Here is a 25,338-nt window from a genome sequence, read left to right on the forward strand (position 1 = left end):
CCCTAGGGGACCGGCACAAAATTCCGTTGCAGGGACCGCAATCATGCGGCGCCTTCATCGGCGTTCCGTGCCAGGCTGGCGGTCAATCCTCGTTTTCGGCCGACCAGCCCGAACGCAATATCACTTTAACCTTCTCCGGCGGCCTCGCCTTAAACGTGTGGCCGCTGAAGGCACAAAACATCCCTGCCCGTAACAGCCACGTTACGGCCCAAATCCGTCGAGTGCTTGAAAAAACGGAAGCGCAAGGCTCCGTAACAAATGGCACAAACTTATCGCCCTGCCGACGTGGCAGTTTAAGACCGAGCCTCTGCAGGTGATGTCCGCGCCCTTTGTTGGAAGCCATTTAGGCAGGATCAAAAGGCAAGATCAACGATGAATTTTACGCAAAATTAAGAAGCGGCCATTGACTCCGCCCAGCCTTTTCGGGCGTCACACCAGCGTCAAAAAAGAATCGCTTTTGAATCAAGGAGATTCCCCGTTCGGGCTATTTTGACACGCATGGAAAGAAAAAAAATAAAAATCTTCTTGACTCCCCCTAGGTCCCGGAAGGTCGGGGTAGAGTCGCGCAGTGCAGAAGCATCCTTGCGCAAGCCTTTGTTTTTAAAGGCTTTTTCCTGTCATGGCACTGACACGAAACAGTCGTGAGATTAACCATACAGGCGCCGATCGGCGGAATCGAAAAAGCCCGGTAAAATTACCGGGCTAATCATAACGAGGAGGTCGTTAACGGAAGATTACGCGGTCGCGGAGACCGAAAGAGCCTTCACACGAGCAGCCAGGCGCGAGACCTTGCGCGATGCCGTGTTGGAGTGAAGGACGCCCTTGCTGGCGGCGCGGGCAAGCTCGGGCTGAGCAGCCAGGAAAGCTTCCTTCGCCTTGGCGGCGTCACCGGATGCGATGGCCTCTTCGACCTGGCGAACGAAAGTACGAACGCGCGAGCGACGAGCCTTATTGACGTCGGTACGGCGGGCGATCTTGCGGGTCGCTTTTTTCGCCGAAGTTGTATTGGCCATGGATGCCTCTCTCAAGAATTCGAACAAACTCCGCCATTACCGCGGGCCCTGCGGCCACAAAATCCAGCAATGCGGGAGCAATCGCGGAAAACCAGACCGGCTTTCCGAACCGTGGGCGGGCATATAACTCTAAAGCCGGCCCACGTCAACGCGGATTTTCAAGCTTTGCCGCGGGAAGCGGCGAAAAGCGTTCAACGGTGCGTAAAAGCCGGTTTGCGCTTCTCGACGAAGGCCGCCATGCCTTCTTTCTGGTCGTCGGTGGCAAAGAGGCTGTGAAACAGCCGGCGCTCGAAACGCAAGCCCTCCTCCAGCGTCGTCTCGAAGGCGCGGTTGACCGCCTCCTTGGCCATCAGGACCGAGGGCTGAGACAGCGAGGCGATCTTTTCGGCCGCGGCAAGAGCCTCGTCGAGCAGACGCTCGGGCGCCACCACACGCGAAACGAGTCCCGATCGTTCGGCTTCCGCGGCATCCATCATCCGGCCCGTCAGGATCAGATCCATGGCCTTCGCCTTGCCGACGGCGCGCGTCAGCCGCTGCGAGCCGCCCATGCCGGGAATGACGCCGAGCGTGATTTCCGGCTGGCCGAATTTCGCCGTCTCCGAAGCGATGATGAAATCGCACATCATGGCAAGCTCGCAGCCGCCGCCGAGCGCAAAGCCGCTGACGGCAGCGATGACAGGCTTGCGGGCCTTGGCGACCTCGTCCCAGCCGCTGATGAAATCGCTCTTATAGATATCGGCGAAGTGCAGCGGCTGCATCTCCTTGATATCGGCGCCGGCGGCAAAGGCGCGCTCGGAGCCGGTGAGCACGATCGCGCCGACCGCCTCGTCGGCATGGAAGGCGGCATAGGCCTGCTTCAACTCCTTCAGGACGGTGGAGTTCAGCGCGTTCAGCGCCTGCGGGCGGTTCAGCGTGATAAGGCCGACATTGCCTCGGGTTTCGACGATCAGGGTCTCATAGGCCATGCTGTTCTCCCGGTTTTGGCTCTCATTTCTGGCAGGCGGCGCAATAGAAGGTGGAGCGGCCCGCCTGGACGATACGGGCGACCGTACCGCCGCAGCCGGGCGTGCGGCAAGCCTGACCTTCGCGATCATAGACGGAGAAGGAATGCTGGAAGTAGCCGAGCGAGCCGTCGGTCTGGATATGGTCGCGCAGCGACGATCCGCCGGCGGCGATCGCATCGGCGATAACGTCGCGGATCGCAGCGACGAGCAGGTTAAGCTGCTCCTTCGGCCGCCCGCCCGCCGTCACCAGCGTGCCGGCGGCGCGGACCGGCGAAAGATGCGAGCGCCACAGCGCCTCGCAGACATAGATATTGCCGAGACCGGCAATATTCTTCTGGTCCAGGAGCGCGCTCTTCAGCGGCTGCGCCTTGTCGCGGAAGCGTTCGGCAAGATAGGCGGCGCCGAGCTCGTTTCCCGTCGGCTCCGGGCCGAGATCGCGGAAGAAGGGATGGGCGGCGAGATCGGCACGCCCCACCATATCCATGAAACCGAAACGGCGCGGGTCGTTATAGATGACGCGACGCGGGCCGCCTGAACCTTCCAGATGAAAGACGACGTGATCGTGCTTCTCGTCCTTCGAGCGGGCATGGTGGAATTCTCCCGGCGTGGCCGAGCCCGCACCTTCCTCGATGCGAAAAGAACCGGACATGCCGAGATGGGAGATCAGCGTGTTGCCGTCGTCGAGATCGACCAGCAGATATTTGGCGCGGCGGCCGAGGCTGACGATGGTGCGGCCGGATACCCTTTCGGCCAAAGCATCGGGAAAGGGGAAGCGCAGATCGGCGCGGCGCAGTTCCAGCCTTGCGACGCGAGCCCCCTCCATGGTCGGCGCCAGCCCGCGTTTGACCGTTTCGACTTCTGGCAATTCCGGCATCTTAACCCATCTATATCTAACGTGTTTCAACGGAGGACGATGTGCGCTATAGCGCCAGTGGCCCGCGGACAGCGTGGCCCAGTGATAACGTCGCGCGCGGTCTTTCGCTATGGCCGCCGCGCCGATCTTCAAGAAACGGAGCAGCCTGATGTCAGAAAGCCGCACTTCCGCCGATGGCGGCATGGAGACCTCCTACGGCTTCCGCGAGGTGCCGGGCGGCGAGAAGCAGGGCCTCGTCAACGAGGTGTTCCACAAGGTCGCCAAGCGCTACGACATCATGAACGACGTCATGTCGATGGGCATGCATCGCGCCTGGAAGGATGCGATGATTTCGGCGCTCAACCCGCGCAAGGAGCCGGGTTACAAGGTGCTCGACGTCGCCGGCGGCACGGGCGACATCGCCTTCCGCATCGTCGAGGCTTCGGGTCGGCAGGCGCATGCGACCGTGCTCGACATCAACGGCTCGATGCTCGGCGTCGGCGCCGAGCGGGCGGAAAAGAAGAAACTGTCCGGCAATCTCACCTTCGTCGAGGCGAATGCCGAGGAACTGCCTTTCGAAGCCGCCAGCTTCGACGCCTATACGATCGCCTTCGGCATCCGCAACGTGCCGCGGATCGATGCGGCGCTGTCGGAAGCCTATCGCGTGCTGAAGCGCGGCGGACGGCTGCTGGTGCTCGAATTTTCCGAAGTCGGGATGCCGCTTCTCGACAAGATCTACGACGCCTGGTCGTTCAACGCCATTCCGCAATTCGGCAAGGCGATCACCGGCGATGCCGAACCCTACCAATATCTGGTGGAATCGATCCGCAAGTTCCCCAACCAGGAGAATTTCGCGGCAATGATCCGCCAGGCGGGCTTTTCGCGCGTCTCCTACACCAATTATACCGGCGGCATTGCCGCCCTGCATTCCGGCTGGAAGCTCTGAGGGAATGAAGGAAAAAAAGACGAACCTCCCTCGGCGGGGCATTTCAGCATGAGCACTTTCGGAGCCTATTTCCGCCTCTGGCGCGTCGGCTGGGTGCTCGTGCGCGAGGGCGTCGTGTCGGCGCTTCCGTCCGAAGGCCTGCCGCCGCCGATCGCGCTTGCCAAATCCTTCGTCACGATTTTCGAGCGGAGCAAGGCAAGGCATCAGAAGCGCAGCGACCGATTGGCGCAGGCCGTCGAGCGGCTTGGCCCCTCCTATGTGAAGATCGGGCAGTTCCTGGCGACGCGGCCTGACGTCGTCGGCGTCGAATTCGCCAACGATCTGTCGCAGCTGCAGGACCGGATGGCCTTCTTTCCGTCTGCCGCCGCCAAGGCCAATATCGAGGGATCGCTCGGGCGGCCTGTCGGCGAGCTCTATGCGAGCTTCGGCGATCCGATCGCCGCCGCCTCGATCGCCCAGGTGCATCCGGCTGAAGTCGAGACATCGCAAGGCCGCAAGAAGGTCGCCGTCAAGATCGTGCGGCCCGGCGTGCGCCAGCGTTTTGTCCACGACATCGAGGCGATGTATCTCGTCGCCCACATGCAGGAGCGTTTCCTGCCCTCCAGCCGGCGGCTGCGGCCGGTCGAGGTGACGAAGACGCTGGAGCAGACGACGAAGGTGGAGATGGATCTTCGCCTGGAGGCGGCCGCACTTTCCGAGATTGCCGAAAATACCGAGAGAGACCCCGGTTTCCGCGTGCCGAAGGTCGACTGGGAGCGCACCGGGCGCGACGTCATCACCATGGAGTGGATCGACGGCACGAGAATGTCCGATGTCGAGGGCCTGCGGGCTGCCGGCCACGATCTCAACCTGCTTGCCGATACGCTGATCCAGTCGTTCCTGCGCCACACGCTGCGCGACGGCTTCTTCCATGCCGACATGCATCCGGGCAACCTCTTCGTCGATGCGGACGGCATGATCGTCGCCGTCGACATGGGCATCGTCGGGCGGCTCGGCAAGAAGGAGCGGCGGTTCCTCGCCGAGATCCTCTACGGCTTCATCACCCGCGATTATATCCGTGTCGCCGAGGTGCATTTCGAGGCCGGCTATGTGCCCGGCCACCACAATGTCGAGAGCTTCGCCCAGGCGATCCGGGCGATCGGCGAGCCGATCCACGGGCAGCCGGCCGAGACGATCTCGATGGGCAAGCTGCTGACGCTGTTGTTCGAGGTGACCGAACTCTTCGACATGGCGACGCGGCCGGAACTGGTAATGCTGCAGAAGACCATGGTCGTGGTCGAAGGCGTGTCGCGCATGCTCAACCCGCGCTTCAACATGTGGAAGGCCTCCGAGCCTGTCGTCGGCGACTGGATCCGCACCAATCTCGGGCCGAAGCGGATCGCCACCGATCTCAAGGACGGACTGAAGGCGGCGGTCAAGCTCGCCGAAGCTGTGCCGGAAATTGCCGCAAAGACCGAAAAATTCCACCACCAGCTCCTGCATATGAGCGAACACGGGCTGCGCTTCGACGCTGAGACGGCGGATGCGATCGGCAAGACCGAAGCACGGCACAACCGCTCGGCCAGGATTGCGCTGTGGCTCATCGCATTGACGCTTGTCTACATCGCCTGGATGCTGAGCTGACCGCCCGCCAAACACATGCTGTGTTCGGCATTTTGGATATCCCATGTGACGAAGGGCTCGCTTAGTCTCGCATTCAGAACAGGGATTCAGATTTTGGCCGATCCGGTCTAGAATCATCCTGTTCCAGGAGATAGGCACATGCAGCAGGAACGCCCCGGCATCGAACTTTCCGGACAACCGCTCGGTTTTGCCGAAATGGCGGCGATCGGGGCAGGCAAGGTGACGATTTCGGCTTCGGCGACCGGCATGGCCCGCATCGCCATCGCCCGCGAAATCGTCGAGGATGCGATTGCCTCCGGCATGCCGGTCTACGGCGCGACGACGGGCGTCGGCGCCATGAAGGATGTGGAGTGGTCGGCCGACGAACTCGACACTTTCAATCTCGGCCTGGTGCGCGCCCATCACTTCGGCACCGGCACGCCGTTTTCCTGCAACGTCGTGCGCAATGCCATGGCGATCCGCGTCAATACGGCGCTGACCGGCCAGGTCGGCTGCACGCCGGAACTGATCCAGGCCTATATCACCATGCTGGAAGCCGATCTCATCCCGGTCGTGCGCCGCACCGGCTCGATCGGCTGCGCCGATATAGGCTTGATGGGGCAGATCGGCGCGGTGCTGACCGGCGTCGGCGAAGCGGTCTATCGCGGCAACCGGATGCAGGCAGCCGACGCCTTCCGGGCGGCGGGTCTGCAGCCGGTACGGATGGCGCCGCGCGACAGCCTCGCTTCGCTCAGCATCAATGCGGTGAGTTTTGCGGCGGCGGCGGAGACGACGCGCAATGCCGCGGCCTCGATCCGCATCCTGCTGGCGACGGCAATGATGGCATCAGGCGCGCTCGGCGCATCGCGTGATCCCTGGAAGGCGGTGCGCCATGTCGGCACGGCGCGCGAGGCGCTGATCGGCGCCTGGCTCTGCAACGCCTCCGACGACTGGAACTGGCCCGTTGCGACGCATGTGCAGGATCCGCTCAGCCTGCGGATGATCGCCCAGGTGTTCGGCGCGGTGATCGAAAACCTGCTTTCAACCGGCCACAAGATCCTGGCCGCCACCGGGCGTTCGGACGACAATCCGGTCGTCGTCGAAGGCCGGGTGATGACATCGGGCGGTTCGCTGCCGCTCGATGTGACGATCCTGCTCGAATCCGCCGCACTCTGCATGGCGCATGCGGCGCGCAACGCCTTCAACCGCTGCGTCATTCTCGGCAACGGCCAGCGGCGCGACCTGCCGGTCAATCTGGTGCCGCCGGGGCGGATCGCCACCGGTTTCGGGCCCATCATCAAGCTTGCCGGCGAAATCTTTTCGCGCGTTTTGTCGATGTCCAATCCGGTCTCGGCGCAGTCGCTTGTCGTCGCAGCCGGGCTGGAGGACGAGGCGGCTTTCCTGCCGCTTGTTATCGAGCGCTTCGAGCGGCAGATGCAGGCGCTGAAGCGCCTGGCAGCACTCGAGGCGCTGCTGTCGGCCCAGGCGATCGACATTCTCGGCGATGAACCGAAGGGGGTCGCCGCCATGCTCTACGAGGTCGTGCGCAAACATGCGGATTTCTATACGGTCGATCGGCCGCTTTCGGCCGAGGTGGAGGCGATCGAGGAAGAACTGGGTTCGGACGACTTCCTTTCGAAGCTGACCGAGCAGGTTCCGATCGCGTCCTTCGACGATTTCTTCGCGCTGGGCGCGCTGGATCGCATCGGCGAGCGGCTGACCCGCCACGAGCCCCTGATTTCAGCTTAGAAAGGCAAGCGGCATGGATTTCGATCTCGTTCTGCAGGGCACTGTGGTGCTGCCGGACCGCATTCTCGAACAGGGTTATGTCGCGGTGCGCGACGGCAGGATTGCCGAGGTCGGCCTCGGCGTGCCGCCGGCGGCGCGTGAACGTCATCTGCTCGGAAGAGCGCTGATCCTGCCCGGCGCGATCGACGCGCAGGTGCATTCGCTGTCCCAGAAGGATCAGGAGGATTTCATCTGGTCGACACGCTCGGCGGCCGCGGGCGGCGTTACCACGATCGTCGACATGCCCTATGACGAAGGCGATCTCGTCTGCTCGGCAGCGGCGGTCAAACGCAAGATCGACCATGCAAGCCCGCAGGCGCGGGTCGATTTCGCGCTTTACGGCACCGTCGATCCGGAAGAAGGCCCGGCGCGAATTGCCGAGATGGCGGAAGCGGGTGTCGCAGCCTTCAAGTTTTCGACCTTCGGCACCGACCCGAAGCGTTTTCCCCGCATTCCCCCTGCCCTGCTCGACGCCTGTTTTGCGGCTATCGCCCCGACGGGACTGACGGCCGGCGTGCACAATGAAGACGACGAGGCGGTGCGCAGCTATATGGAGCAGGTGAAGGCGAGCGGCGTCACCGACTGGCGGGCGCACGGCCTGTCGCGGCCGCCGATTACCGAGCTCCTGGCGATGCATACGATCTTCGAGACGGGTACCATAACCCACTGCCCGGCGCATGTGGTGCACTGCTCGCTCGGGCGCGGCTACGATATCGCCCGCGCCTATCGCCGCGACGGCTTTGCGGCGACCGTCGAGTGCTGCATTCATTACCTGACGCTCGACGAGGATAACGACGTGAAGCGCCTCGGCGGCAAGGCGAAGATCAATCCGCCGCTGCGGCCGCGCGCCGAGGTGGAGAGGCTCTGGCGCAAGGTGGCGGAGGGCGATGTCTGGCTGGTCTCGACCGATCACGTCAGCTGGTCTGAGAACCGTAAGACCAATCCCGACATGCTCGCCAACGCCTCCGGCGTTCCCGGCCTCGAGGTGATGGTGCCGCTTTTCGTCAAAGGCGCTCTCGAGCGCGGCATTCCGCTGACCTGGGCCGCCCGGCTGATGGCGGAGAACCCGGCAAAACATTTCCGGCTCGACCATATCAAGGGGGCGCTGACCCCGGGTAGGGATGCCGATATCACCGTGCTCGAACCACGCGACAGCGTCTATGATGCCGCCGCGAGCGGCAACAATGTCGTCGGCTGGAGCCCGTACAACGGCATTCGCCTGCCCTGGAGCGTTACCGCCACCTACCTGCGCGGCAAAAAGATCGCCGAGGGCGGGAAGGTGCTGGCCGCGCCCGGCACCGGGCGGTTCGTGCGGCCGCTGCCGCGCCAGGTCATTGCGGGAGCCGGGACATGAGCCGCAATCTGCCCGTCAATGCCGGCCGAATCGCCGGGGATATCGAGGCGCTCGCCGCAATCACCGAGCCGGGGCATCCCTGGACACGGCGGGCCTTCTCGCCGCTCTTTCTCGACGGCCGGGCCTATCTCGAAGCGCGGATGAAGGCAGCGGGGCTGGAAACCCGGATCGATGCCGCCGGCAATCTGATCGGCCGGCGCACCGGCCGCAAACCCTGGCTCGGCACGATCATGCTCGGTTCGCATTCCGACACGGTGCCGGACGGCGGCCGCTTCGACGGCATTGCCGGCGTCATCTCGGCGCTGGAGGTGGCGCGTGCGCTTGGCGATCAGGCTATCGAGCTCGACCACGATCTCGAGATCGTCGATTTTCTCGCCGAGGAGGTGAGCATCTTCGGCGTCTCCTGCATCGGCAGCCGCGGCATGACCGGGCAATTGCCGGAAGCCTGGCTTTCGCGCGTCAGCGGCGGCCTCGACCTTGCCGAGGGTATTGCCCAGGTGGGCGGCGAGCCCGATGTGCTGATGCAGCAGAAGAGGTCCGATATAGCGGGCTTTCTCGAGCTTCATATCGAGCAGGGACCGGTGCTCGAAGCCGAGAGGGAGGATATCGGCATCGTCACCGCGATCTCGGGCATCACCCGCATCGAGATCACCGTCGCAGGCCGCGCCGACCACGCCGGCACGACGCCGATGGAGCGACGGGCGGATGCCCTGGTGGCAGCATCACAGCTGGTGCTCGACATCCGCAATGCCGCCGCCGAGCTTGCCAAGACGCCGGGCCACTTCGCCGCGACGGTCGGCGAATTCAGGATCGAACCGAACGCGGCCAATGTCGTGCCGTCGAAAGTGGTGCTGCTGATCGATGGCCGCGCCGAGATCCGCGCCGACATGGACGCCTTCTGCCGCTGGCTCGACGGCCATGTCGAGAAGCTCGCCACCGCCTACGGCGTCACGATCAAGGCGCCGCACCGGGTTTCCGACAATCAGCCGACACCTGGCGATGCCGGCCTGCTCTCGACGCTGGAGATCGCCTGCGAACACGTCGGCGCAAAATACCGGCGCATGGCCTCCGGCGCAGGGCACGATACGGCGTGGATCGCCAAGGTGGCGCCGGCGGCAATGATCTTCGTGCCCTGCCGGGCCGGCCGCAGCCATTGCCCCGACGAATGGGCTGACAATGACGATATCGCGCTCGGCGCCGCCGTGCTGTTCGAGGCGGTGCGCGAGATAGACAAAAATTCGAGCGAGGAGAAGGCCGATGGGGCGCATACTGGTTGAGAAGGACGTGGAAGCCGCCGTCAAGGGCGGCTCCGTCTATGCCGCCGGCGGTGGCGGCTGGGCCGATCACGGCCGCATGCTGGGTTATGCCGCTGTCAATGTCGGCAAGCCGGAGCTGGTCTCGATCGACGAGCTGAAGGACGAGGACTGGATCGCGACGGCAGCCGCGATCGGCGCGCCGGCCTCGACTACCCCCTGGGAAATGCAGGGCATCGATTATGTGAAGGCGGTGCAGCTCTTACAGGAGGCGCTGGGCGAAAAACTCTCCGGGCTGATCATCGGCCAGAACGGCAAATCCTCGACGCTGAACGGCTGGCTGCCATCGGCGATCCTCGGCACTAAGGTGGTCGACGCGGTCGGCGATATCCGCGCCCATCCGACAGGCGACATGGGCTCGATCGGCATGGCCGGATCGCCCGAGCCGATGATCCAGACCGCCGTCGGCGGCAATCGCGCAGAGAACCGCTATATCGAGCTGGTGGTGAAGGGCGCGACGGCGAAGATCTCGCCGGTGCTGCGCGCCGCCGCCGATCAATCCGGCGGTTTCATCGCCAGCTGCCGCAATCCGCTGAGGGCGTCCTATGTCCGCAGCCATGCTGCACTCGGCGGCATCTCGATGGCGCTTGCGCTCGGCGAAGCAATTATCGCGGCGGAGAAACGCGGCGCATCTCAAGTCATCGACGCGATCTGCAAGACGACCGGCGGCCATATCCTTGCCGAAGGCATCATCACCCGCAAGGAGGTCATCTACACCAGGGAAGCCTTCGACATCGGCACGATCAGCGTCGGCGCGGGTGAAAAATCGGTGACGCTGCATGTGATGAACGAATATATGGCGGTCGATAATGCCGATGGCGGGCGGCTTGCCACTTTTCCCGCTGTCATCACCACGCTGTCGCCGGAGGGCGAGCCGCTGAGCGTCGGCCAGCTGCGCGAGGACATGCCTGTCTTCATCCTGCATGTGCCGATGGAGATCATTCCACTGTCGGCAAGCGTGCTCGATCCGGCCGTCTATCCCGTCGTCGAGAAGGCGATGGGGATCGAGATCGCGCATTATGCGCTGGCGGCGAGGGCCTGAGCCATGGCGCGCGATCGGGGATTGGAAGAACTGCTGCGTGAGACGCTCGGCGATCGGCCTGGCCTTACCGAAAAATCCATGTTCGGCGGCTGGGCCTTCCTGCTGAACGGCAACCTTCTCTGCGGCGCCCGCAGCGACGGCATGCTGGTCCGTCTCGGCAAGGGCAATGACGGCTGGGCGCTGGCGCTGCCGGGCGTGATCCAGATGTCGATGGGCGAGCGGATCATGCATGGCTGGGTGCGCGCCAAAGCCGAGGCTTACGGCGACGATGCGCTGAGACGGCGTCTGCTCGATGCGGCGCTCGCCTATGTGGAATCGCTGCCGGGCAAGTGAGGCCGTTTCTTCTTCTCCCTGGGCGACGAGAAGGGGAAAACAGAAAACCAAGCGAGGAACCCAAGATGCCGAAGGCCAATCCACGCCATCCGAAATTTCCGATCCCCGGCGGACCGGAGCTGCGCGCCAAGGGCTGGCGACAGGAAGCGCTGCTGCGGCTTCTGGAAAACGTGCTCTCGGTCGGCGAAGACCCCGACAATCTCGTGGTCTATGCCGCGCTCGGCAAGGCAGCGCGCAACTGGGCGGCGCATCGCGGTATCGTCAAGGCGCTGGCCGAGATGGATGAGGACCAGACGTTGCTCATCCAGTCCGGCAAGCCGATCGGCCTCGTGAAGACCCATGCCAAGGCGCCCCTCGTCATCATGGCGAATTGCAACATTGTCGGCCAATGGGCCAAGGCCGAGGTCTTCTACGAGCTGCAGCGCAAGGGCCTGATCTGCTGGGGCGGACTGACGGCCGGCGCCTGGCAATATATCGGCAGCCAGGGCGTCATCCAGGGCACCTACGAGATCTTCATGCGTATTGCCGAGCGCCGGTTCGGCGGCGATCTTCATGGCCGTTTCGTGCTGACGGCCGGGCTTGGCGGCATGGGCGGCGCGCAGCCGCTTGCCGGCCGCATGGCGGGTGCTGCCATCCTCTGCATCGATATCGATCCGGAACGCGCCCGCAAGCGCCAGCAGATCGGTTACCTGCAGGAGATCGCGCCTGATCTCGACAGCGCGCTGTCGATGATCGATGCGGCGGTGAAGGAAAAGCGGGCGCTTTCCATCGGTCTCGTCGGCAATGCGGCGGAAATTTATCCGGAGATCGCCCGGCGCGGCATCGTGCCCGATGTCGTTACCGACCAGACCTCGGCGCATGACCTCGTCTACGGCTATGTGCCGAAGGGCATGAGCATCGATCAGGTGAAGGGACTGCGCGATGACGGCCAGGGCCAACTGATGGCTGCCAGCCGCGCCTCTATCGTAGAGCACGTGACCGCGATGCTGGAATTCCAGAAGCGCGGTTCGGAAGTCTTCGACAATGGCAATCTCATCCGCACGCAGGCCCGCGAAGGCGGCGTTGCCAATGCTTTCGACATTCCGATCTTTACCGAAGCCTATCTGCGGCCACTCTTTGCCCGCGCCATCGGCCCCTTCCGGTGGATGGCGCTCTCGGGTGAGGAGAGCGATATCGCCCGCATCGACGATCTGCTGCTCGAGATGTTCCCCGACAACAAGATCATCACCAACTGGATCAGGCTGGCGCGCGAGCATATTCCCTTCGAAGGGTTGCCGGCGCGTATTGCCTGGCTCGGCCACGGCGAGCGCACGGCGCTGGCGCGCCGCGTCAACGAACTGGTCGCCAGTGGCGAGCTCAAAGGTCCGATCGCCTTTTCACGCGACCATCTCGATGCCGGCGCCATGGCGCATCCGAACATCATGACGGAGCGCATGAAGGACGGTTCCGACGCCATTGCCGACTGGCCGCTCATCGATGCGATGATGCTCTGCTCCTCGATGGCCGATCTCGTCGTCGTCCATTCGGGCGGCGGCGGTTATGCCGGTTACATGACGAGCTGCGGCGTGACCGTCGTTGCCGACGGCACCGATGCCGCCGACGAACGGCTCGACCATGCGCTGACCAACGATACGGCGCTCGGCGTCATGCGATATGCCGATGCCGGCTACGAGGAGGCGCTGGATGAGGTGGCGAAGAAGGACGTGCCCTATATAAGGCTCGGTTGAAACGGATCGGAGATTGCTATATATCATTGTCATATCTCATCGAGAGCTATGACATGGAAACAGCAAAAATCTTCTGGTCGGGACGTTCTCAAGCCGTACGGCTTCCCAAGGAATTTCGCTTCGAAGGCGATATCGTCGCAATTCGGCGGCAGGGGCGTGCGATCATTCTTGAGCCGATTTCCGATGATTGGGAATGGCTTGCCGGTGTGATCGGCCCGGTTGATCCGGACTTTGCGATGGCGGCGGAGGAGCAGCCTGCGCCGCAGGAGCGGGCCGAACTCGACTTCTTCAAATGAAATACCTGCTCGACACCAATGCCGTTATTGCCCTCATGAAAGGCAATGAGGGGCTGATCGCCGAACTGAGCAGACACCGGCCGCATGATTTCGCCGTGCCTGCAATCGTCGCGCATGAACTGTTTTACGGCGCCTATAAAAGCCTTCGTATCCACGAAAACCTGGCGCGGATCGACGCGCTGCAATTTTCCATCTTGGAGTTCGATCGGAACGACGCACGCAAGGCGGGGGAAATCCGCGCGGCGCTGCATGCATCGGGAACGCCGATCGGACCCTACGACGTGTTGATTGCCGGCCAGGCCGTCGCACGTGACCTAACCGTGATTACCCGCAATCTCAGAGAATTCGAACGCGTGGCGGAGTTGCGGGTGGAGAATTGGGAGCGTTAGTTCCATCGCTCCAGATTATCGGACATTCCTCGCGAAGTGCTGCGCGACACAGGCTGAGATAAAGGCCAGCGCCAGCATGGCAAGGGTGAAGGCGACGACGGCGGCCCAGCCTTCGACGGCGAAGAACCAGCCGCCGGCCGAGCCCATGAGGCTGGAGCCGACATAATAGGCCAGCATGTAGATGGATGAAGCATGGCCTTTATTGCCAAGCGCAAGCTTGCCGACAAGGCCGCTGGCGATGGAATGGCTCATGAAGAAGCCGGTCGTCAGCACGACGATGCCGAGAATGATGACCGGGAGGGACGCAAAGAGCGTCAGCGCGCTGCCGCAAGCCGTCAGTGCGAGACCGAAGAGAAGAACGCGGAAGTGCCCGATCCGGTCTCCGATCAGGCCGCCGATCGAGGCGGCGCCGATGCCGAAGAGATAGACGGTGAAGATCAGGCCGAGTTCCGTCTGGTTGAGGCCGTAAGGCGGCGCCACCAGGCGGAAACCGGCGTAATTGTAGATGGTCACGAAGGAGCCCATCGCCAGGAAGGCGATGGAAAAGAGCAAGGGCAGCGCCGGATTTGCCAGATGCCCGAGCCAGGCTTTCACATGGAAGCGCGGATCGAAGCCCGGCCGGCGGAGGAAATTCCGTGACGGCGGCAGCAGGGCGATGAAGCCGATCGCGGCGGCAAGGCCGATGGCGCCGATGAGGAAGAGCGCCGGGCGCCAGCCGAGATATTCGGCGAAGATGCCTGTGAGCACGCGGCCGGACATGCCGCCGAAGGCCGTGCCGCCGACATAGAGGCCCATCGTGGCGCCGAGGCCGCGCGGATCGATTTCCTCGGCGAGATAGGCCATGGCAACGGCCGGCACGCCGCCGAGAACGAGGCCCTGCAGGGCGCGGATGACGAGCAGCGTGTGCCAGCTCGGGGCGAATGCCGTGGCAAGCGTCAGCAACGCCGCGCCGACAAGCGACAGCGACATCAGGCCGCGGCGGCCAAGGCCTTCCGAGACGGCGGCGGCACAGATAATGGCAAGCGCCAGAAAGCCGGTGGAGAGCGATAACGACAGCGAGCTTTCAGCCGGGCTGACGGCGAATTCCTGCGCGAAGACCGGCAGCAGCGGCTGGACGCAATAGAGCAGCGAGAAGGTGGAGAAACCGGAGAGGAAGAGCGCCAGGCTGGCGCGGCGATAGGCGCCGGTGCCGCGCGTGAGATAGTATTTTTGTCCCGGCAGCGCGGCCTTGCCGGAGGTCTTCACGGCCTGTGCTGCCGGCATCTCTTCATCCCTGTCTTCTGTGGTCATCAGCCCGTCGGATCCCAATAGGGCGGATCGCCAAAACTCTTCTTCAGGTGATCGGCGATGGCGCGCAGCTTGGCGGAGGGATTTCGCCCCTCGGGATGAGCCATATAGATGAATTCGGCTTCCGGCCGGTGACCGACGTCGATTTCGGCAAGTAGTCCCTCGCGGATGGCCGGGCCGGCGATGAAGGCAGGCAGCAGTGCGATGCCGAGACCGGCAACCGCGGCGTCGCGGAGCATGTCGCCATTGTTCATACCGAGCGCCAGTTTCGCACGGACGAGGATCGCGCCTTGCGGGGTCTGGAAGCGCCAGTCGGCAACGCCGCGATTGGTGTAGAAAATGCCGCGATGGCTGTTGAGGCTCGCCAGCGACGACGGCGTGCCCTCACGGGCGAGATAATCCGGCGATGCGCAGAGAAGCCGACGGCTGCGGGTGAGTTTCCAGGCGACCAGCCGGCTGTCGGCGATCGGGCCGTTGCGGATGACGGCATCATAGCCGTCCGAGGCGGCATCGACCCGCCGGTCGTCGATATCGAGCGTCAGTTCGATATCGGGATGTTCGGCAAGAAAGGGATAAAGCGCCGGTCCGAGATGCATGCGGCCGAAGGTGACGGGGGCGGCGATACGGATCGGTCCGGAGAGCGTTCCGCGCCGCTCCGCCATATCGGCGGCGGCCTCGTCGATCTCGCGCACGATGCGCGTCGCCCGTTCCAGGAAGGCCGCACCGTCCTCCGTCAGAGTGAGCTTGCGCGTCGTTCGGTGCAGCAGGATGCCGCCGAGCGACTTCTCCAGATCCGCCAGCCTTTCGCTAATGACGGACTTGGACAGCCTGAGCCGCCGGGCCGCCTCGCTGATCGAGCCTGCCTCCACCACGGCGACGAAAGCGGCAATGCCTTCGACCTTGATCATCGTTCGGTTTTTCCGAATTCGAGTTTCATCATCTGGAGACTAATCCGAACGAAAGGAAAATGCCATCTTCCATTCAACGAAAGGGACGGCAAGGGCCGCCTCACCGCCAACACAGGAGATGGAAGCATGAACCGCCTCAACAACAAGGTCGCGATCGTCACCGGCGCAAGCTCCGGCATCGGCCGCGTCACCGCAAAGCTCTTTGCCGCCGAAGGTGCCAAGGTCGTCGTCGGCGCCCGCCGCCAGCGCGAACTCGACAGCCTCGTTGCGGAGATCAAGGCCGAAGGCGGCGATGCCATCGCCGTTGCCGGCGATGTCCGCTCGGAAGACTATCATAAGGCGCTGGTGGCGGCAGCCGTGAGCAACTATGGCAAGCTCGACATCGCTTTCAACAATGCCGGTATCATCGGCGAAGCCGGTCCGAGCACCGGTGTCTCGGAAGCAGGCTTCAGCGAGGCGCTGGCCGTCAATCTGACGGCCTCCTTTCTCGCTGCCAAACATCAGATCGGCGCGATGGCGGACAATGGCGGCGGTTCGGTGATCTTCACCTCGACCTTCGTCGGCTACAGTTTCGCCTTTCCCGGTATTGCCGCCTATGCCGCCAGCAAATCCGGCCTGATCGGCCTGACGCAGGCGCTCGCCGCCGAATTCGGGCCTCGGAGCGTGCGCGTCAATGCCATCCTGCCGGGCGCCGTCGATACCGACATGTACCGCGACGTGAACGATACGACGGAGAAGCAGGCCGCCGTCACCGCCATGCATGCGCTGAAGCGCGTCGCGACCCCGGAAGAAATCGCCCGCGCGGTTCTCTACCTCGCCTCCGACGATGCAAGCTTCGTCACCGGCACGGCTTCTCTGGTCGACGGCGGCATTTCGATCACCCGCAGTTGAGGCGGCGAGGGCCGCCATCGACCTGGAGAAGACCCCTCCCCAACCCGGCGCGTTAGCCCCTCCCCTTGTGGGGAGGGGTTGGGGAGGGGTCTTTCTTTCGACGCAATCATTCGCCGCTCTCGAGCAGATCCGATGCCTTTCTGCCCGCGATTGCATGTTCTCCGCCAAAGGCTTAGGGTCGGGCTAGTCAGAAAAGGCGACGGGTAGAAAGCCATGGCTCTCAGCGGAAAACGCATCCTCCTCATCATTTCGGGCGGCATTGCCGCCTATAAGAGCCTGGATCTGATCCGCCGGCTGCGCGAGCGCGGCGCCAGTGTCCGCCCCGTCATGACCAAGGGGGCACAGGAATTCGTCACGCCGCTTGCCGTCGGCGCATTGGCGGCGGATCATGTCTTCCTCGATCTGTTTTCACGCCAGGACGAACAGGATGTCGGCCATATCAGGCTGGCGCGCGACTGCGACCTCGTGATCATCGCCCCTGCCACGGCCGATCTGATGGCGAAGATGGCGAACGGGCTTGCCGACGATCTTGCCTCGACCGTGCTGCTGGCGACCGACCGGCCGGTGCTGGCGGCGCCGGCGATGAATCCCAGAATGTGGGCGCATCCGGCGACGCGGCGCAATGCGGCGACGCTGAGAGCCGACGGCGTGCGCTTCGTCGGGCCGATGGCCGGCGAGATGGCCGAGAGCCGCGAGGCCGGGCTCGGCCGGATGGCGGAACCGCTGGAAATCGTCGCGGCCGCCGAAACCCTGCTCGACGACGGAGAAAAGCCGCTGACGGGACGCAAGGCGATCGTCACGTCGGGACCGACCCATGAGCCGATCGATCCGGTGCGCTACATCGCCAACCGCTCCTCCGGCCGGCAGGGCCATGCGATCGCCGCGGCCCTTGCCAAGCTCGGCGCCGAGGTGACGCTGGTATCCGGGCCGGTGACGATCGCCGATCCGGTCGGCGTCAACGTCATCCACGTCGAGCGGGCCGAGGAAATGCGCGATGCCGTGCTGGCGGCGCTGCCGGCCGACATCGCCGTGATGGTCGCCGCAGTTGCCGACTGGCGCGTCGCCTCGGCCGCCGACCAGAAGCTGAAGAAACATCCGGGCGAATCCATTCCGACGCTGGCGCTGACCGAGAATCCGGACATCCTGAAGACCCTGGGACATCACACGATGCGGCCGAAGCTGGTGATCGGCTTTGCCGCCGAGACGCAGGACGTCGAAAACAATGCGAAGGCAAAGCTCGAGAGAAAAGGCGCCGACATGATCGTCGCCAACGACGTCTCGCCTGCGACCGGCATCATGGGCGGCAGCCGCAACAGCGTCAAACTCATTCGCCGCGACGGCGTCGAGCAATGGCCTGACCTCGCGAAGGAGGAGGTTGCCGAAAGGCTGGCAGCGCTGATCGCCGAGCGCTTCAGGCAGAAATAGCGATGCGCTGAGGCTTGGCGGCGCGCTTTTGCGGGCGGAAGTCGGCGACATCGATGCCGTTTTTGCCGACGGTGACGGCGCTGCCGTCCGGGATCTCCGCCCAGGCATCGACATCATCGTTCAACGGCTCGGATACCAGGCAATAGCCCGCACCAACCGGCGAGGCATAGAGCGTCGGCGCCTTGCGATCGGTGGCATAGCGGATCGCATAGAGCGTGTTGCCGTCGGAAAAGGCTGCGGTGAAACGCAGCAGGATCGATCCGATGAGGCTTTCGGCCAGGTCTTCGACGACACCGATCATATCGGCCATGGCGGCAACCGGCGCCTCGCGCAGGCCGAACTGTAGCGCCAGCAGGAACATCAGCTCGGAATCGGTGGTGCCGCCGCGGGCATTGAACAGTTCGTCGTCGAGCATCGCCTCCATCGGCCGGCGCAGGCGCTCGAAGCCGGAGATCTGGCCGTTATGCATGAAGGACCATATGCCGTGGGTGAAGGGATGGCAGTTGTCGCGGCGCGTGCCGCCGCCGGTGGCGGCCCTGACATGGGCGAGGAAGAGCGGCGAGCGGATCTGCCGCGCCAGGCTCTTCAGATTGCAATCCGACCAGGCCGGCAGGATATCGCGGTAGCGGCCGGGCTCGGGCCTGTCGCCATACCAGGCGATGCCGAAGCCATCGCCGTTCGTCGCCGTCTTGGCGCGGGTGGCGCAATGGGACTGCTCGATCAGCGAATGGGCGGGCGAGGATACCAGCTCCTCGAGATAGAGAGGGTCTCCGCGATAGGCTGCCCAGCGACACATGGTTTTCTTGCTCCGGACCCGCCGCCGCACCGGCGGGCATGCTCTAAATTGTCGAACGACGCAGCTAACAACAGCTTAACGCGCCGCCGATTTGCAATCGCAAGATGACGGATTCGTGACGCTTGGATGTTCAAATTCGGCGAAAGCTTGTCTTCTCTTGTGAACAGTCGAGCGGGCAGAGGCGAAGCATTTCACGGATTTCTTCTTGCATCTGGAACGAATCGGCCTACTTTTCCTCCATCGGCAACAGAACGAAAGGAAGGTGATCCAATGTCTAATGAGATTTCGGACCTCGTAACGGGCATGGGAGAGGTGATGAAAGCGAGGCAGCCCTCGCACTAATCCCCGCCTTCCCTGGGGCTGCATCGACAGTCCAGGCCAGTTCGAGGCCAAACTCATGGAAAGGGTCGCTGAGGCGGCCCTTTTTTATTGTGGGAGATGAGCGCGTTGACGAAACAATCAAATTCCATTACTCATAAAGTCATCGGATGACTTTATGAGTAATGGAATGCGCGCACTCAGCAAGACCAATCTCGCCGATGAGGCGATCGAAGCGATCCGCGGCGATATTCTCGGCAAACGCTGGGCGGTCGGCGAGAAATTGCCGAACGAAGCCTCGCTGTCGGCCATGCTCTCCGTCAGCCGCGGCACGGTGCGCGAGGCGGTGCGGGTTCTGGTCTCCCAGGGCTATCTCGAGACACGGCAGGGATCTGGAACCTATGTGCGCTCGACCAGCGATGCCGGCCGGCCGCTGACCATGGCGCGGCGCGCCAGCCTGCGCGACCAGTTCGAAGCGCGACTGGCGCTCGATGTCGAGGCCGCCCGGCTGACGGCAGTCCGCAAGACGCCGCAGACCATCGCCGGGCTTCGCCGGCTGCTTGCCGAACGCGGCAGTTACGACGGCGGCGATCAGGCCGCTTTCATCGAGCGCGACCTTGCCTTCCACAAGGCCATTATCGCCGCATCCGGCAACCGGGCGATGATCGAGATCTACGATTTCTTCTCGGCCTCGATCGCCGATACCATCGCGGCGACGCTCGGCAAGGATATTCCCGAACCGGACATGCAGGCGCATGCGGATATCGTCGACGCCATCGAAACCGGCGATCCCGACAAGGCGGATGCGGCGGTGCGCGGCTTCATGGCGCCGGTTCTTGCCGCCCTCGAGCGGATGATCCTGTCATGACCATGCCCTCCGCCGATATCGATGCACTCGACGCCGCCGACGACCTGCTTGTCGACGCCGAGGCCGGCAGCCTTCCACCGCCGCAGGCAACACCGGTGCGCGGTGCTGCGGATCGTTTTCTGCTGGGCGCAAGTCTGGTGCTGATCGCTTTCAACCTGCGCCCGGTCTTTTCAAGCGCCTCGGCGCTCCTGCCTGAGATCCGTGCCGAACTCGGGCTCACTGCGCTCGGCGCCAGCCTGCTGACCACCCTTCCGGTCGTCTGCCTCGGCGCCTTTTCGCCGCTTGCGCCTCGCCTGGCCCAGCGCCTTGGGACAGAGCGCACGCTGCTCGGCGTTGTCCTGCTCCTGGCGCTCGGCACCGGTTTGCGCGGGTTTTCCTCCGTGCCGCTGCTCTTCATCGGCACGGCGCTGGCCGGCGCCTGCATCGCCGTCGGCAACGTGCTGCTGCCGGGGCTGGTAAAGCGGGATTTCGCCGGGCGCGCCGCGCTGATGACCGGCTTCTACACGATGGCGCTCTGCGCCGGTGCGGCAAGTGCGGCCGGGCTGACGCTGCCGATCGAGCACGCGCTCGGTGGCTCTCTCGAAGGCGCGCTCGCCGTCTGGGCGCTGCCGGCGCTTGCCGTCGGCCTGATCTGGCTGCCGCAGGTTCTGCGCAGCGGCGGCCAGGCACGGCGCAACGGGTTTCACGTCAAAGGCCTGTGGCGGGACCGGCTCGCCTGGCAGGTAACGCTGTTCATGGGGCTGCAGTCGGCGCTTGCCTATTGCGTCTTCGGCTGGCTGGTTCCGATCCTGCGCGAACGCGGCCTCGACGGCGTTACATCAGGGGCGATCGTTTCGCTCTCGGTGATGGTGCAGGCCGCTTCCTGCCTCATCGTGCCGCATATTGCCGTGCGCGGGAAGGACCAGCAGCTGATCAATGCCAGCCTCTGCGGCGTCGCCGTGACCGCGCTGCTCGGCCTGCTGTTTGCGCCGCTGTCGACAGTCTGGCTGTGGGCGGTGCTGCAGGGCATCGGCCAGGGCGGGCTGATCGCCGCGGCCATGACGACGATCGTGCTGCGCTCGCGCGATCCCGATGTCGCCGCCCATCTGTCCGGCATGGCGCAATGCGTCGGTTACCTGCTTGCCGCGATCGGCCCGCTGATCGTCGGCCTCATCCGCGGCTGGACGGGAAGCTTTTCCTGGTGCGCGGTCCTCTTCGTCGCGCTCGGGCTCGGAGCGGCAATCAACGGCTGGAAGGCCGGCCGGGCAGTCGAGATCAATGTGCACGCTGTCGAGAGGGCTGGCTGAGCCCTCTCACTGGCGCGCCCATCACCATCTCTTGATGCCCGTCGCCGATCCCGGATGCTGCGCTATCTCAAGCTCACATCACGCAGCGCCGGAGGAGACATCTTGCGTTTACATCTGCTGTTTCTGCTTGCAGCCCTTGCCGGGTCGCTCGCCCCTGCCCTTTCCCCGGCACAGGAAAGCGCTCACCAGAAGGCCAATGTCGAAAGCGATGCGCGCGAGGGCGTGCTGAAGCTGCTGCCGGCCGATTCCGTCACCAAACACGAGCTGACGATCGGCGGCCGGAAGCTCGCCTATACCGCCACCGCCGGCACGCTCGATCTCTTCGGCCAGGACGGAGCCCGGACCGGCGCGATCTTCTACACCGCCTATGTCGCGAGGGATGCGGGGCCGGACCGGCCGCTGACCTTTGCCTTCAATGGCGGCCCGGGTGCAGCTTCCGCCTTCCTGCATCTCGGGCTGGTCGGGCCCGAGGTGCTCGACTTCGGGCCTGAGGGGCGCGACGGCTCCAATGCGAAACTCGTCGACAACCCGCAAAGCTGGCTCGATTTCACCGATCTCGTGCTGATCGATCCGATCGGCACCGGCTGGAGCCGGACGGTGAAGGCCGACGATGCGTCCAACTATTACAACGTCAACTCGGACGCCCAAAGCATCGCCAAGGCGATCGCCCTCTATGTCGCGCACAACAACCGCTCGAATTCGCCGAAATATCTTCTCGGCGAGAGTTATGGCGGCTTCCGCGCCGCCAAGGTCGCCTCAGCGCTGCAGGAAAGCCAGGGCATCATCATTGCCGGCGCCGTGATGCTCTCACCGCTGCTCGAGGGCCAGTTGATGTTCGACGCCGATCGGTTCGCGCTCGGCGCCGCCCTGGAGCTGCCGTCGCTGGCGGCGGCCGAACTCGACCGGCGCAACGCCTTTGACGAGCAGACGCAGAAGCAGACGGAAGCCTTCGCGCTCGGCGACTATCTGACGACCCTGGCCGGGCCGCCGCCGACCGGCGCCGAAGCCGCGGCCTTCTATGGCAGGATCGCCGGGCTGACAGGCATTCCTCAGGATATCGTCACCCGCAATCGCGGCTTTCTCGGCAATTCCTTCATCAAACATTCCGACGCCGGCAGCGGCGTGGTGACGAGCCCCTACGACGCCGCCTTTGTCACCGCCGACCCCTATCCGGAATCGGATTACGACCGCGGCGACGATGCCATCCTCGACGGTTTCACCCGCGCCTATGGCGGCGCCTTCGCCGACTATGCCCGCAACCAGCTCGGCTTCAAAACCGAAATGACCTATTCGCTGCTCGACAGCGATATCAGCCGGCGCTGGGAATGGGGCGGGCGCGGCGGCGGTTCGCGCTCCCAGGCGAGCGCCACCGACGACGTCAGGCAGCTGCTCGCATCGAACCCGGCCTTCCATCTGCTGATCGCCCATGGCTACAGCGACCTGGTGACGCCTTACGGGGTGAGCCGCTATGTGGTCGACCACCTGCCGCCGTCGCTTGCCGCCGGCCGTGTCGGTCTGAAACTTTATCGCGGCGGCCATATGTTCTATACGAATGCCGATCAGCGGGCCGCCTTCACGGCGGATGCGAAGGCTTTCTACGCCACGAGGCCGGCTGTGCAGCCGGCGGACTGAGGACCTTGCCGATGCATATTACCGGGGGATGCCACTGCGGCGCGATCCGCTACCAGGCGGAGATCGATCCGGAACGGGTCTCGATCTGCCACTGCACCGATTGCCAGCGGCTGACGGGCTCGGCCTATCGCGTCACCGCGCCGGCGCGGCCGGACAGTTTCGCGCTCGTTTCGGGCACACCGCGCGGCTATACGAAATATGGCGACAGCGGCCGTCTCAGCCGGCAATTCTTCTGCCCCAATTGCGGATCGCCGCTCTACCGCACCGACGGCGACGGCGCCGCAATCGGCATCCGCCTCGGCGGAATCGACCAGCGGCGGGACCTGCCGCCCAGGAAACAGATATGGTGCCGCTCGGCTTTGCCCGGCGTGGAGAACATCGAGCTGCTGCCGCGATTTGATCGCGAGGGTTAGCAGGCCGGCAGGCTTACTTCAGGTGGCACGCACAACGACCAGCCCTCGTCCTGAGGTGCCCCGTACTCGAAGGACGGGGGCGGATGGCTGAATACCGCTCAACATCTGCATTTGCCGAGACCGGTGGCCAACCCCGTCCTTCGAGGCTTCGGCCTTTGACCTACACACCTGAAGGATGAGGCTGGAGAGAGGGCGCGGGAATAATTGCCCTGGGATCACGCCGCCTTGGCGGCGTGATATTCCTTGATGGCGACCATCTTGATTGCCGGGTGACGCTCGGACTCGTACCGCAGCGAGAAACCGTCCTGGGCGAGGAAGACCGGATCGCCGTCGAGATCGCGGGCGATATCGCCGCGTTTGACGGTGAGGAATTTTTCCAGGTCGGCCGGCTGATCGGCCGAGATCCAGCGGCAGACGGAGAAACGCGACATTTCGAAGGAGACCGGCAGGCCGTATTCGGCCATCAGCCGCTCCTTCAGGACGTCGAGCTGCAGGGCGCCGACGACGCCGACGATTGCCGGTGAGCCGTCTTCCGGCGAAAACAGCTGCACGACGCCTTCTTCGGCCATCTGCTGCAGGGCTTCCTTGAGTTTCTTCGCCTTCATCGCATCTTCCAGGCGCACGCGGCGCAGAATTTCAGGCGAAAAGTTCGGCACGCCCTGGAAGACCAGGGCTTCCCCTTCGGTCAGCGTATCGCCGATACGGAGCGTGCCGTGATTGGGAATGCCGACGACATCGCCGGCATAGGCGGTGTCGGCGAGCTGGCGCTGCGAGGCGAAGAAGAATTGCGGCGCCGTCAGACCGAGCTGCTTGCCGGTGCGGGCAAGCCTTGCCTTCATGCCGCGCTCGAGCTTGCCGGAGCAGATGCGGGCAAAGGCGATACGGTCGCGGTGGTTGGGGTCCATGTTGGCCTGGATCTTGAAGACGAAGGCCGTCATCTTGTCGTCGGTCGCATGCACGGTCCTGGTGTCGGCGACCTGATCACGCGGCGGCGGCGCGAACTCGCCGAGCGCGTTGATGAGGTCGCGCACGCCGAAATTGCGCAACGCCGAGCCGAAAAAGACCGGCGTCATGTGGCCTTCCAGGAAGGCTTGGCGGTCGAAGGGGCGGCAGGCTTCGATCGCCAGCTCGGTCTCGTCGACGAAGGCCTGGCGCTCGTTTTCCGGCAGCCTGCCGGCAACGCTCTGCGGGCCGTTGACCGGCGTTCCCTCGACTTCGGTATCCGATCCGCGCACCGTGTTGGCGGCGATATTGTAGGAACCGCAGAAGGTCTTCGAGCGGCCGATCGGCCAGGTGATCGGCGCCGTATCCAGCGCCAGTTTCTCTTCCACCTCATCGAGGATCTCGAAGGGATCGCGGCTTTCCCTATCCATCTTGTTGATGAAGGTGATGATCGGGATATCGCGCATGCGGCAGACTTCGAAGAGCTTCAGCGTGCGCGGTTCGATACCCTTGGCGGCATCGATGACCATGACGGCGGCATCGACTGCCGTCAGCGTGCGATAGGTGTCGTCGGCGAAATCCTCGTGGCCAGGGGTATCGAGGATGTTGAAGACATTGTCGTTATATTCGAAGGTCATCACCGAGGTGACGACAGAGATGCCGCGCTCGCGCTCGATCTTCATCCAGTCGGAGCGCGTCTGCATGCGGTCCTTCTTCGCCTTGACTTCGCCGGCAAGCTGAATGGCGCCGCCGAACAGCAGCAGCTTCTCGGTGAGCGTCGTCTTGCCCGCGTCCGGGTGGGCGATAATAGCGAATGTGCGGCGGCGGGAGACCGCCTCGGCGAGGCTTTCGGCCATGATTATGAATCCTGTGGAATTGCGGCGTATCTAGCGATTAAAGCCCGGCAATGCA

At 64.0% G+C, this 25,338-nt stretch carries 23 protein-coding genes; 16 read left to right on the top strand and 7 right to left on the bottom strand.

The window, feature by feature from the left end; genetic code table 11:
• Positions 1-734: 734 nt before the first annotated feature.
• The 3 genes from rpsT to mutM form a co-directional block, all read right to left on the bottom strand.
• The gene (rpsT, locus tag GGD57_RS08335; RefSeq protein ID WP_184468642.1) at positions 735-1,013 is read right to left on the bottom strand and encodes a 30S ribosomal protein S20; all 279 of its coding nucleotides are present in this window, start codon (positions 1,011-1,013) and stop codon (positions 735-737) included.
• 191 nt (positions 1,014-1,204) lie between these two features.
• Positions 1,205-1,978, bottom strand: a complete 774-nt coding sequence (locus tag GGD57_RS08340) for an enoyl-CoA hydratase (protein ID WP_184468644.1) — start codon at positions 1,976-1,978, stop codon at positions 1,205-1,207.
• Positions 1,979-2,000: 22 nt separating this feature from the next.
• The gene (gene mutM, locus GGD57_RS08345) at positions 2,001-2,891 is read right to left on the bottom strand and encodes a bifunctional DNA-formamidopyrimidine glycosylase/DNA-(apurinic or apyrimidinic site) lyase (protein WP_184468646.1); all 891 of its coding nucleotides are present in this window, start codon (positions 2,889-2,891) and stop codon (positions 2,001-2,003) included.
• A gap of 148 nt (positions 2,892-3,039) precedes the next feature.
• Between mutM and ubiE the strand changes: the two genes are divergently transcribed.
• The 10 genes from ubiE to GGD57_RS08395 all read left to right on the top strand — a co-directional run bounded on the left by ubiE (position 3,040) and on the right by GGD57_RS08395 (position 13,660).
• Positions 3,040-3,816, top strand: a complete 777-nt coding sequence (gene ubiE, locus GGD57_RS08350; protein WP_184468648.1) for a bifunctional demethylmenaquinone methyltransferase/2-methoxy-6-polyprenyl-1,4-benzoquinol methylase UbiE — start codon at positions 3,040-3,042, stop codon at positions 3,814-3,816.
• A 48-nt stretch (positions 3,817-3,864) separates the two neighbouring features.
• Positions 3,865-5,439 (top strand): 2-polyprenylphenol 6-hydroxylase, encoded by a 1,575-nt coding sequence (gene ubiB, locus GGD57_RS08355; RefSeq protein ID WP_184468650.1) that lies wholly within the window; start codon positions 3,865-3,867, stop codon positions 5,437-5,439.
• Between the two features lie 138 nt (positions 5,440-5,577).
• The gene (locus GGD57_RS08360; RefSeq protein ID WP_184468652.1) at positions 5,578-7,167 is read left to right on the top strand and encodes an aromatic amino acid lyase; all 1,590 of its coding nucleotides are present in this window, start codon (positions 5,578-5,580) and stop codon (positions 7,165-7,167) included.
• A gap of 13 nt (positions 7,168-7,180) precedes the next feature.
• Complete coding sequence (locus GGD57_RS08365; RefSeq protein WP_184468654.1) at positions 7,181-8,560, top strand: dihydroorotase; 1,380 nt, start codon at positions 7,181-7,183, stop codon at positions 8,558-8,560.
• A complete protein-coding gene (locus tag GGD57_RS08370) occupies positions 8,557-9,837 on the top strand; it encodes a Zn-dependent hydrolase (RefSeq protein ID WP_184468656.1) in 1,281 nt (426 codons plus the stop codon). The genes GGD57_RS08365 and GGD57_RS08370 overlap by 4 nt, the downstream gene beginning before the upstream one ends.
• Complete coding sequence (locus tag GGD57_RS08375) at positions 9,818-10,915, top strand: DUF917 domain-containing protein (protein ID WP_184468658.1); 1,098 nt, start codon at positions 9,818-9,820, stop codon at positions 10,913-10,915. The genes GGD57_RS08370 and GGD57_RS08375 overlap by 20 nt, the downstream gene beginning before the upstream one ends.
• 3 nt (positions 10,916-10,918) lie before the next feature.
• Positions 10,919-11,248, top strand: a complete 330-nt coding sequence (locus GGD57_RS08380) for a TfoX/Sxy family protein (RefSeq protein WP_184468660.1) — start codon at positions 10,919-10,921, stop codon at positions 11,246-11,248.
• 65 nt (positions 11,249-11,313) lie between these two features.
• Positions 11,314-12,975, top strand: coding sequence for a urocanate hydratase (locus GGD57_RS08385; protein ID WP_184468662.1), 1,662 nt, complete (start codon positions 11,314-11,316; stop codon positions 12,973-12,975).
• A gap of 53 nt (positions 12,976-13,028) precedes the next feature.
• Complete coding sequence (locus tag GGD57_RS08390; protein WP_184468664.1) at positions 13,029-13,271, top strand: antitoxin; 243 nt, start codon at positions 13,029-13,031, stop codon at positions 13,269-13,271.
• A complete protein-coding gene (locus tag GGD57_RS08395; RefSeq protein WP_184468666.1) occupies positions 13,268-13,660 on the top strand; it encodes a type II toxin-antitoxin system VapC family toxin in 393 nt (130 codons plus the stop codon). Before GGD57_RS08390 ends, GGD57_RS08395 begins: the two co-directional genes overlap by 4 nt.
• Positions 13,661-13,675: 15 nt before the next feature.
• Here the strand turns inward: GGD57_RS08395 and GGD57_RS08400 are convergent, their stop codons facing one another.
• Both GGD57_RS08400 and GGD57_RS08405 read right to left on the bottom strand, forming a co-directional pair.
• Entirely contained in the window at positions 13,676-14,923 is a 1,248-nt protein-coding gene (locus GGD57_RS08400; RefSeq protein WP_184469152.1) for an MFS transporter, read from the bottom strand.
• 26 nt (positions 14,924-14,949) lie between these two features.
• Positions 14,950-15,855, bottom strand: coding sequence for a LysR family transcriptional regulator (locus GGD57_RS08405; RefSeq protein ID WP_184468668.1), 906 nt, complete (start codon positions 15,853-15,855; stop codon positions 14,950-14,952).
• A gap of 126 nt (positions 15,856-15,981) precedes the next feature.
• Between GGD57_RS08405 and GGD57_RS08410 the strand changes: the two genes are divergently transcribed.
• Both GGD57_RS08410 and coaBC read left to right on the top strand, forming a co-directional pair.
• Positions 15,982-16,746 (top strand): SDR family oxidoreductase, encoded by a 765-nt coding sequence (locus GGD57_RS08410; RefSeq protein ID WP_184468670.1) that lies wholly within the window; start codon positions 15,982-15,984, stop codon positions 16,744-16,746.
• Between the two features lie 213 nt (positions 16,747-16,959).
• Positions 16,960-18,171 (top strand): bifunctional phosphopantothenoylcysteine decarboxylase/phosphopantothenate--cysteine ligase CoaBC, encoded by a 1,212-nt coding sequence (coaBC, locus tag GGD57_RS08415; protein ID WP_184468671.1) that lies wholly within the window; start codon positions 16,960-16,962, stop codon positions 18,169-18,171.
• Here the strand turns inward: coaBC and GGD57_RS08420 are convergent.
• Complete coding sequence (locus tag GGD57_RS08420; RefSeq protein ID WP_184468673.1) at positions 18,158-18,967, bottom strand: class II glutamine amidotransferase; 810 nt, start codon at positions 18,965-18,967, stop codon at positions 18,158-18,160. The genes coaBC and GGD57_RS08420 overlap by 14 nt on opposite strands.
• A 508-nt stretch (positions 18,968-19,475) precedes the next feature.
• Between GGD57_RS08420 and GGD57_RS08425 the strand changes: the two genes are divergently transcribed.
• From GGD57_RS08425 to GGD57_RS08440, 4 genes are all read left to right on the top strand, one after another.
• The gene (locus tag GGD57_RS08425; RefSeq protein ID WP_184468676.1) at positions 19,476-20,153 is read left to right on the top strand and encodes a FadR/GntR family transcriptional regulator; all 678 of its coding nucleotides are present in this window, start codon (positions 19,476-19,478) and stop codon (positions 20,151-20,153) included.
• Positions 20,150-21,439: a CynX/NimT family MFS transporter gene (locus tag GGD57_RS08430; protein ID WP_184468678.1), complete on the top strand. Its 1,290-nt coding sequence runs from the start codon at positions 20,150-20,152 to the stop codon at positions 21,437-21,439. Before GGD57_RS08425 ends, GGD57_RS08430 begins: the two co-directional genes overlap by 4 nt.
• Positions 21,440-21,541: 102 nt before the next feature.
• The gene (locus tag GGD57_RS08435; protein WP_184468680.1) at positions 21,542-23,071 is read left to right on the top strand and encodes a S10 family peptidase; all 1,530 of its coding nucleotides are present in this window, start codon (positions 21,542-21,544) and stop codon (positions 23,069-23,071) included.
• Positions 23,072-23,082: 11 nt separating this feature from the next.
• Entirely contained in the window at positions 23,083-23,484 is a 402-nt protein-coding gene (locus tag GGD57_RS08440) for a GFA family protein (protein ID WP_184468682.1), read from the top strand.
• A gap of 215 nt (positions 23,485-23,699) precedes the next feature.
• Here GGD57_RS08440 and GGD57_RS08445 read toward each other — a convergent pair whose 3' ends face one another.
• Positions 23,700-25,283 carry a peptide chain release factor 3 gene (locus GGD57_RS08445; protein ID WP_184468684.1) on the bottom strand — a complete coding sequence of 528 codons (1,584 nt, stop codon included), beginning with the start codon at positions 25,281-25,283 and terminating at the stop codon, positions 23,700-23,702.
• Between the last annotated feature and the right edge of the window lie 55 nt (positions 25,284-25,338).

The organism is Rhizobium esperanzae (assembly GCF_014197615.1).
In the GTDB taxonomy this organism is placed as follows: Bacteria; Pseudomonadota; Alphaproteobacteria; order Rhizobiales; family Rhizobiaceae; genus Rhizobium; species Rhizobium esperanzae_A.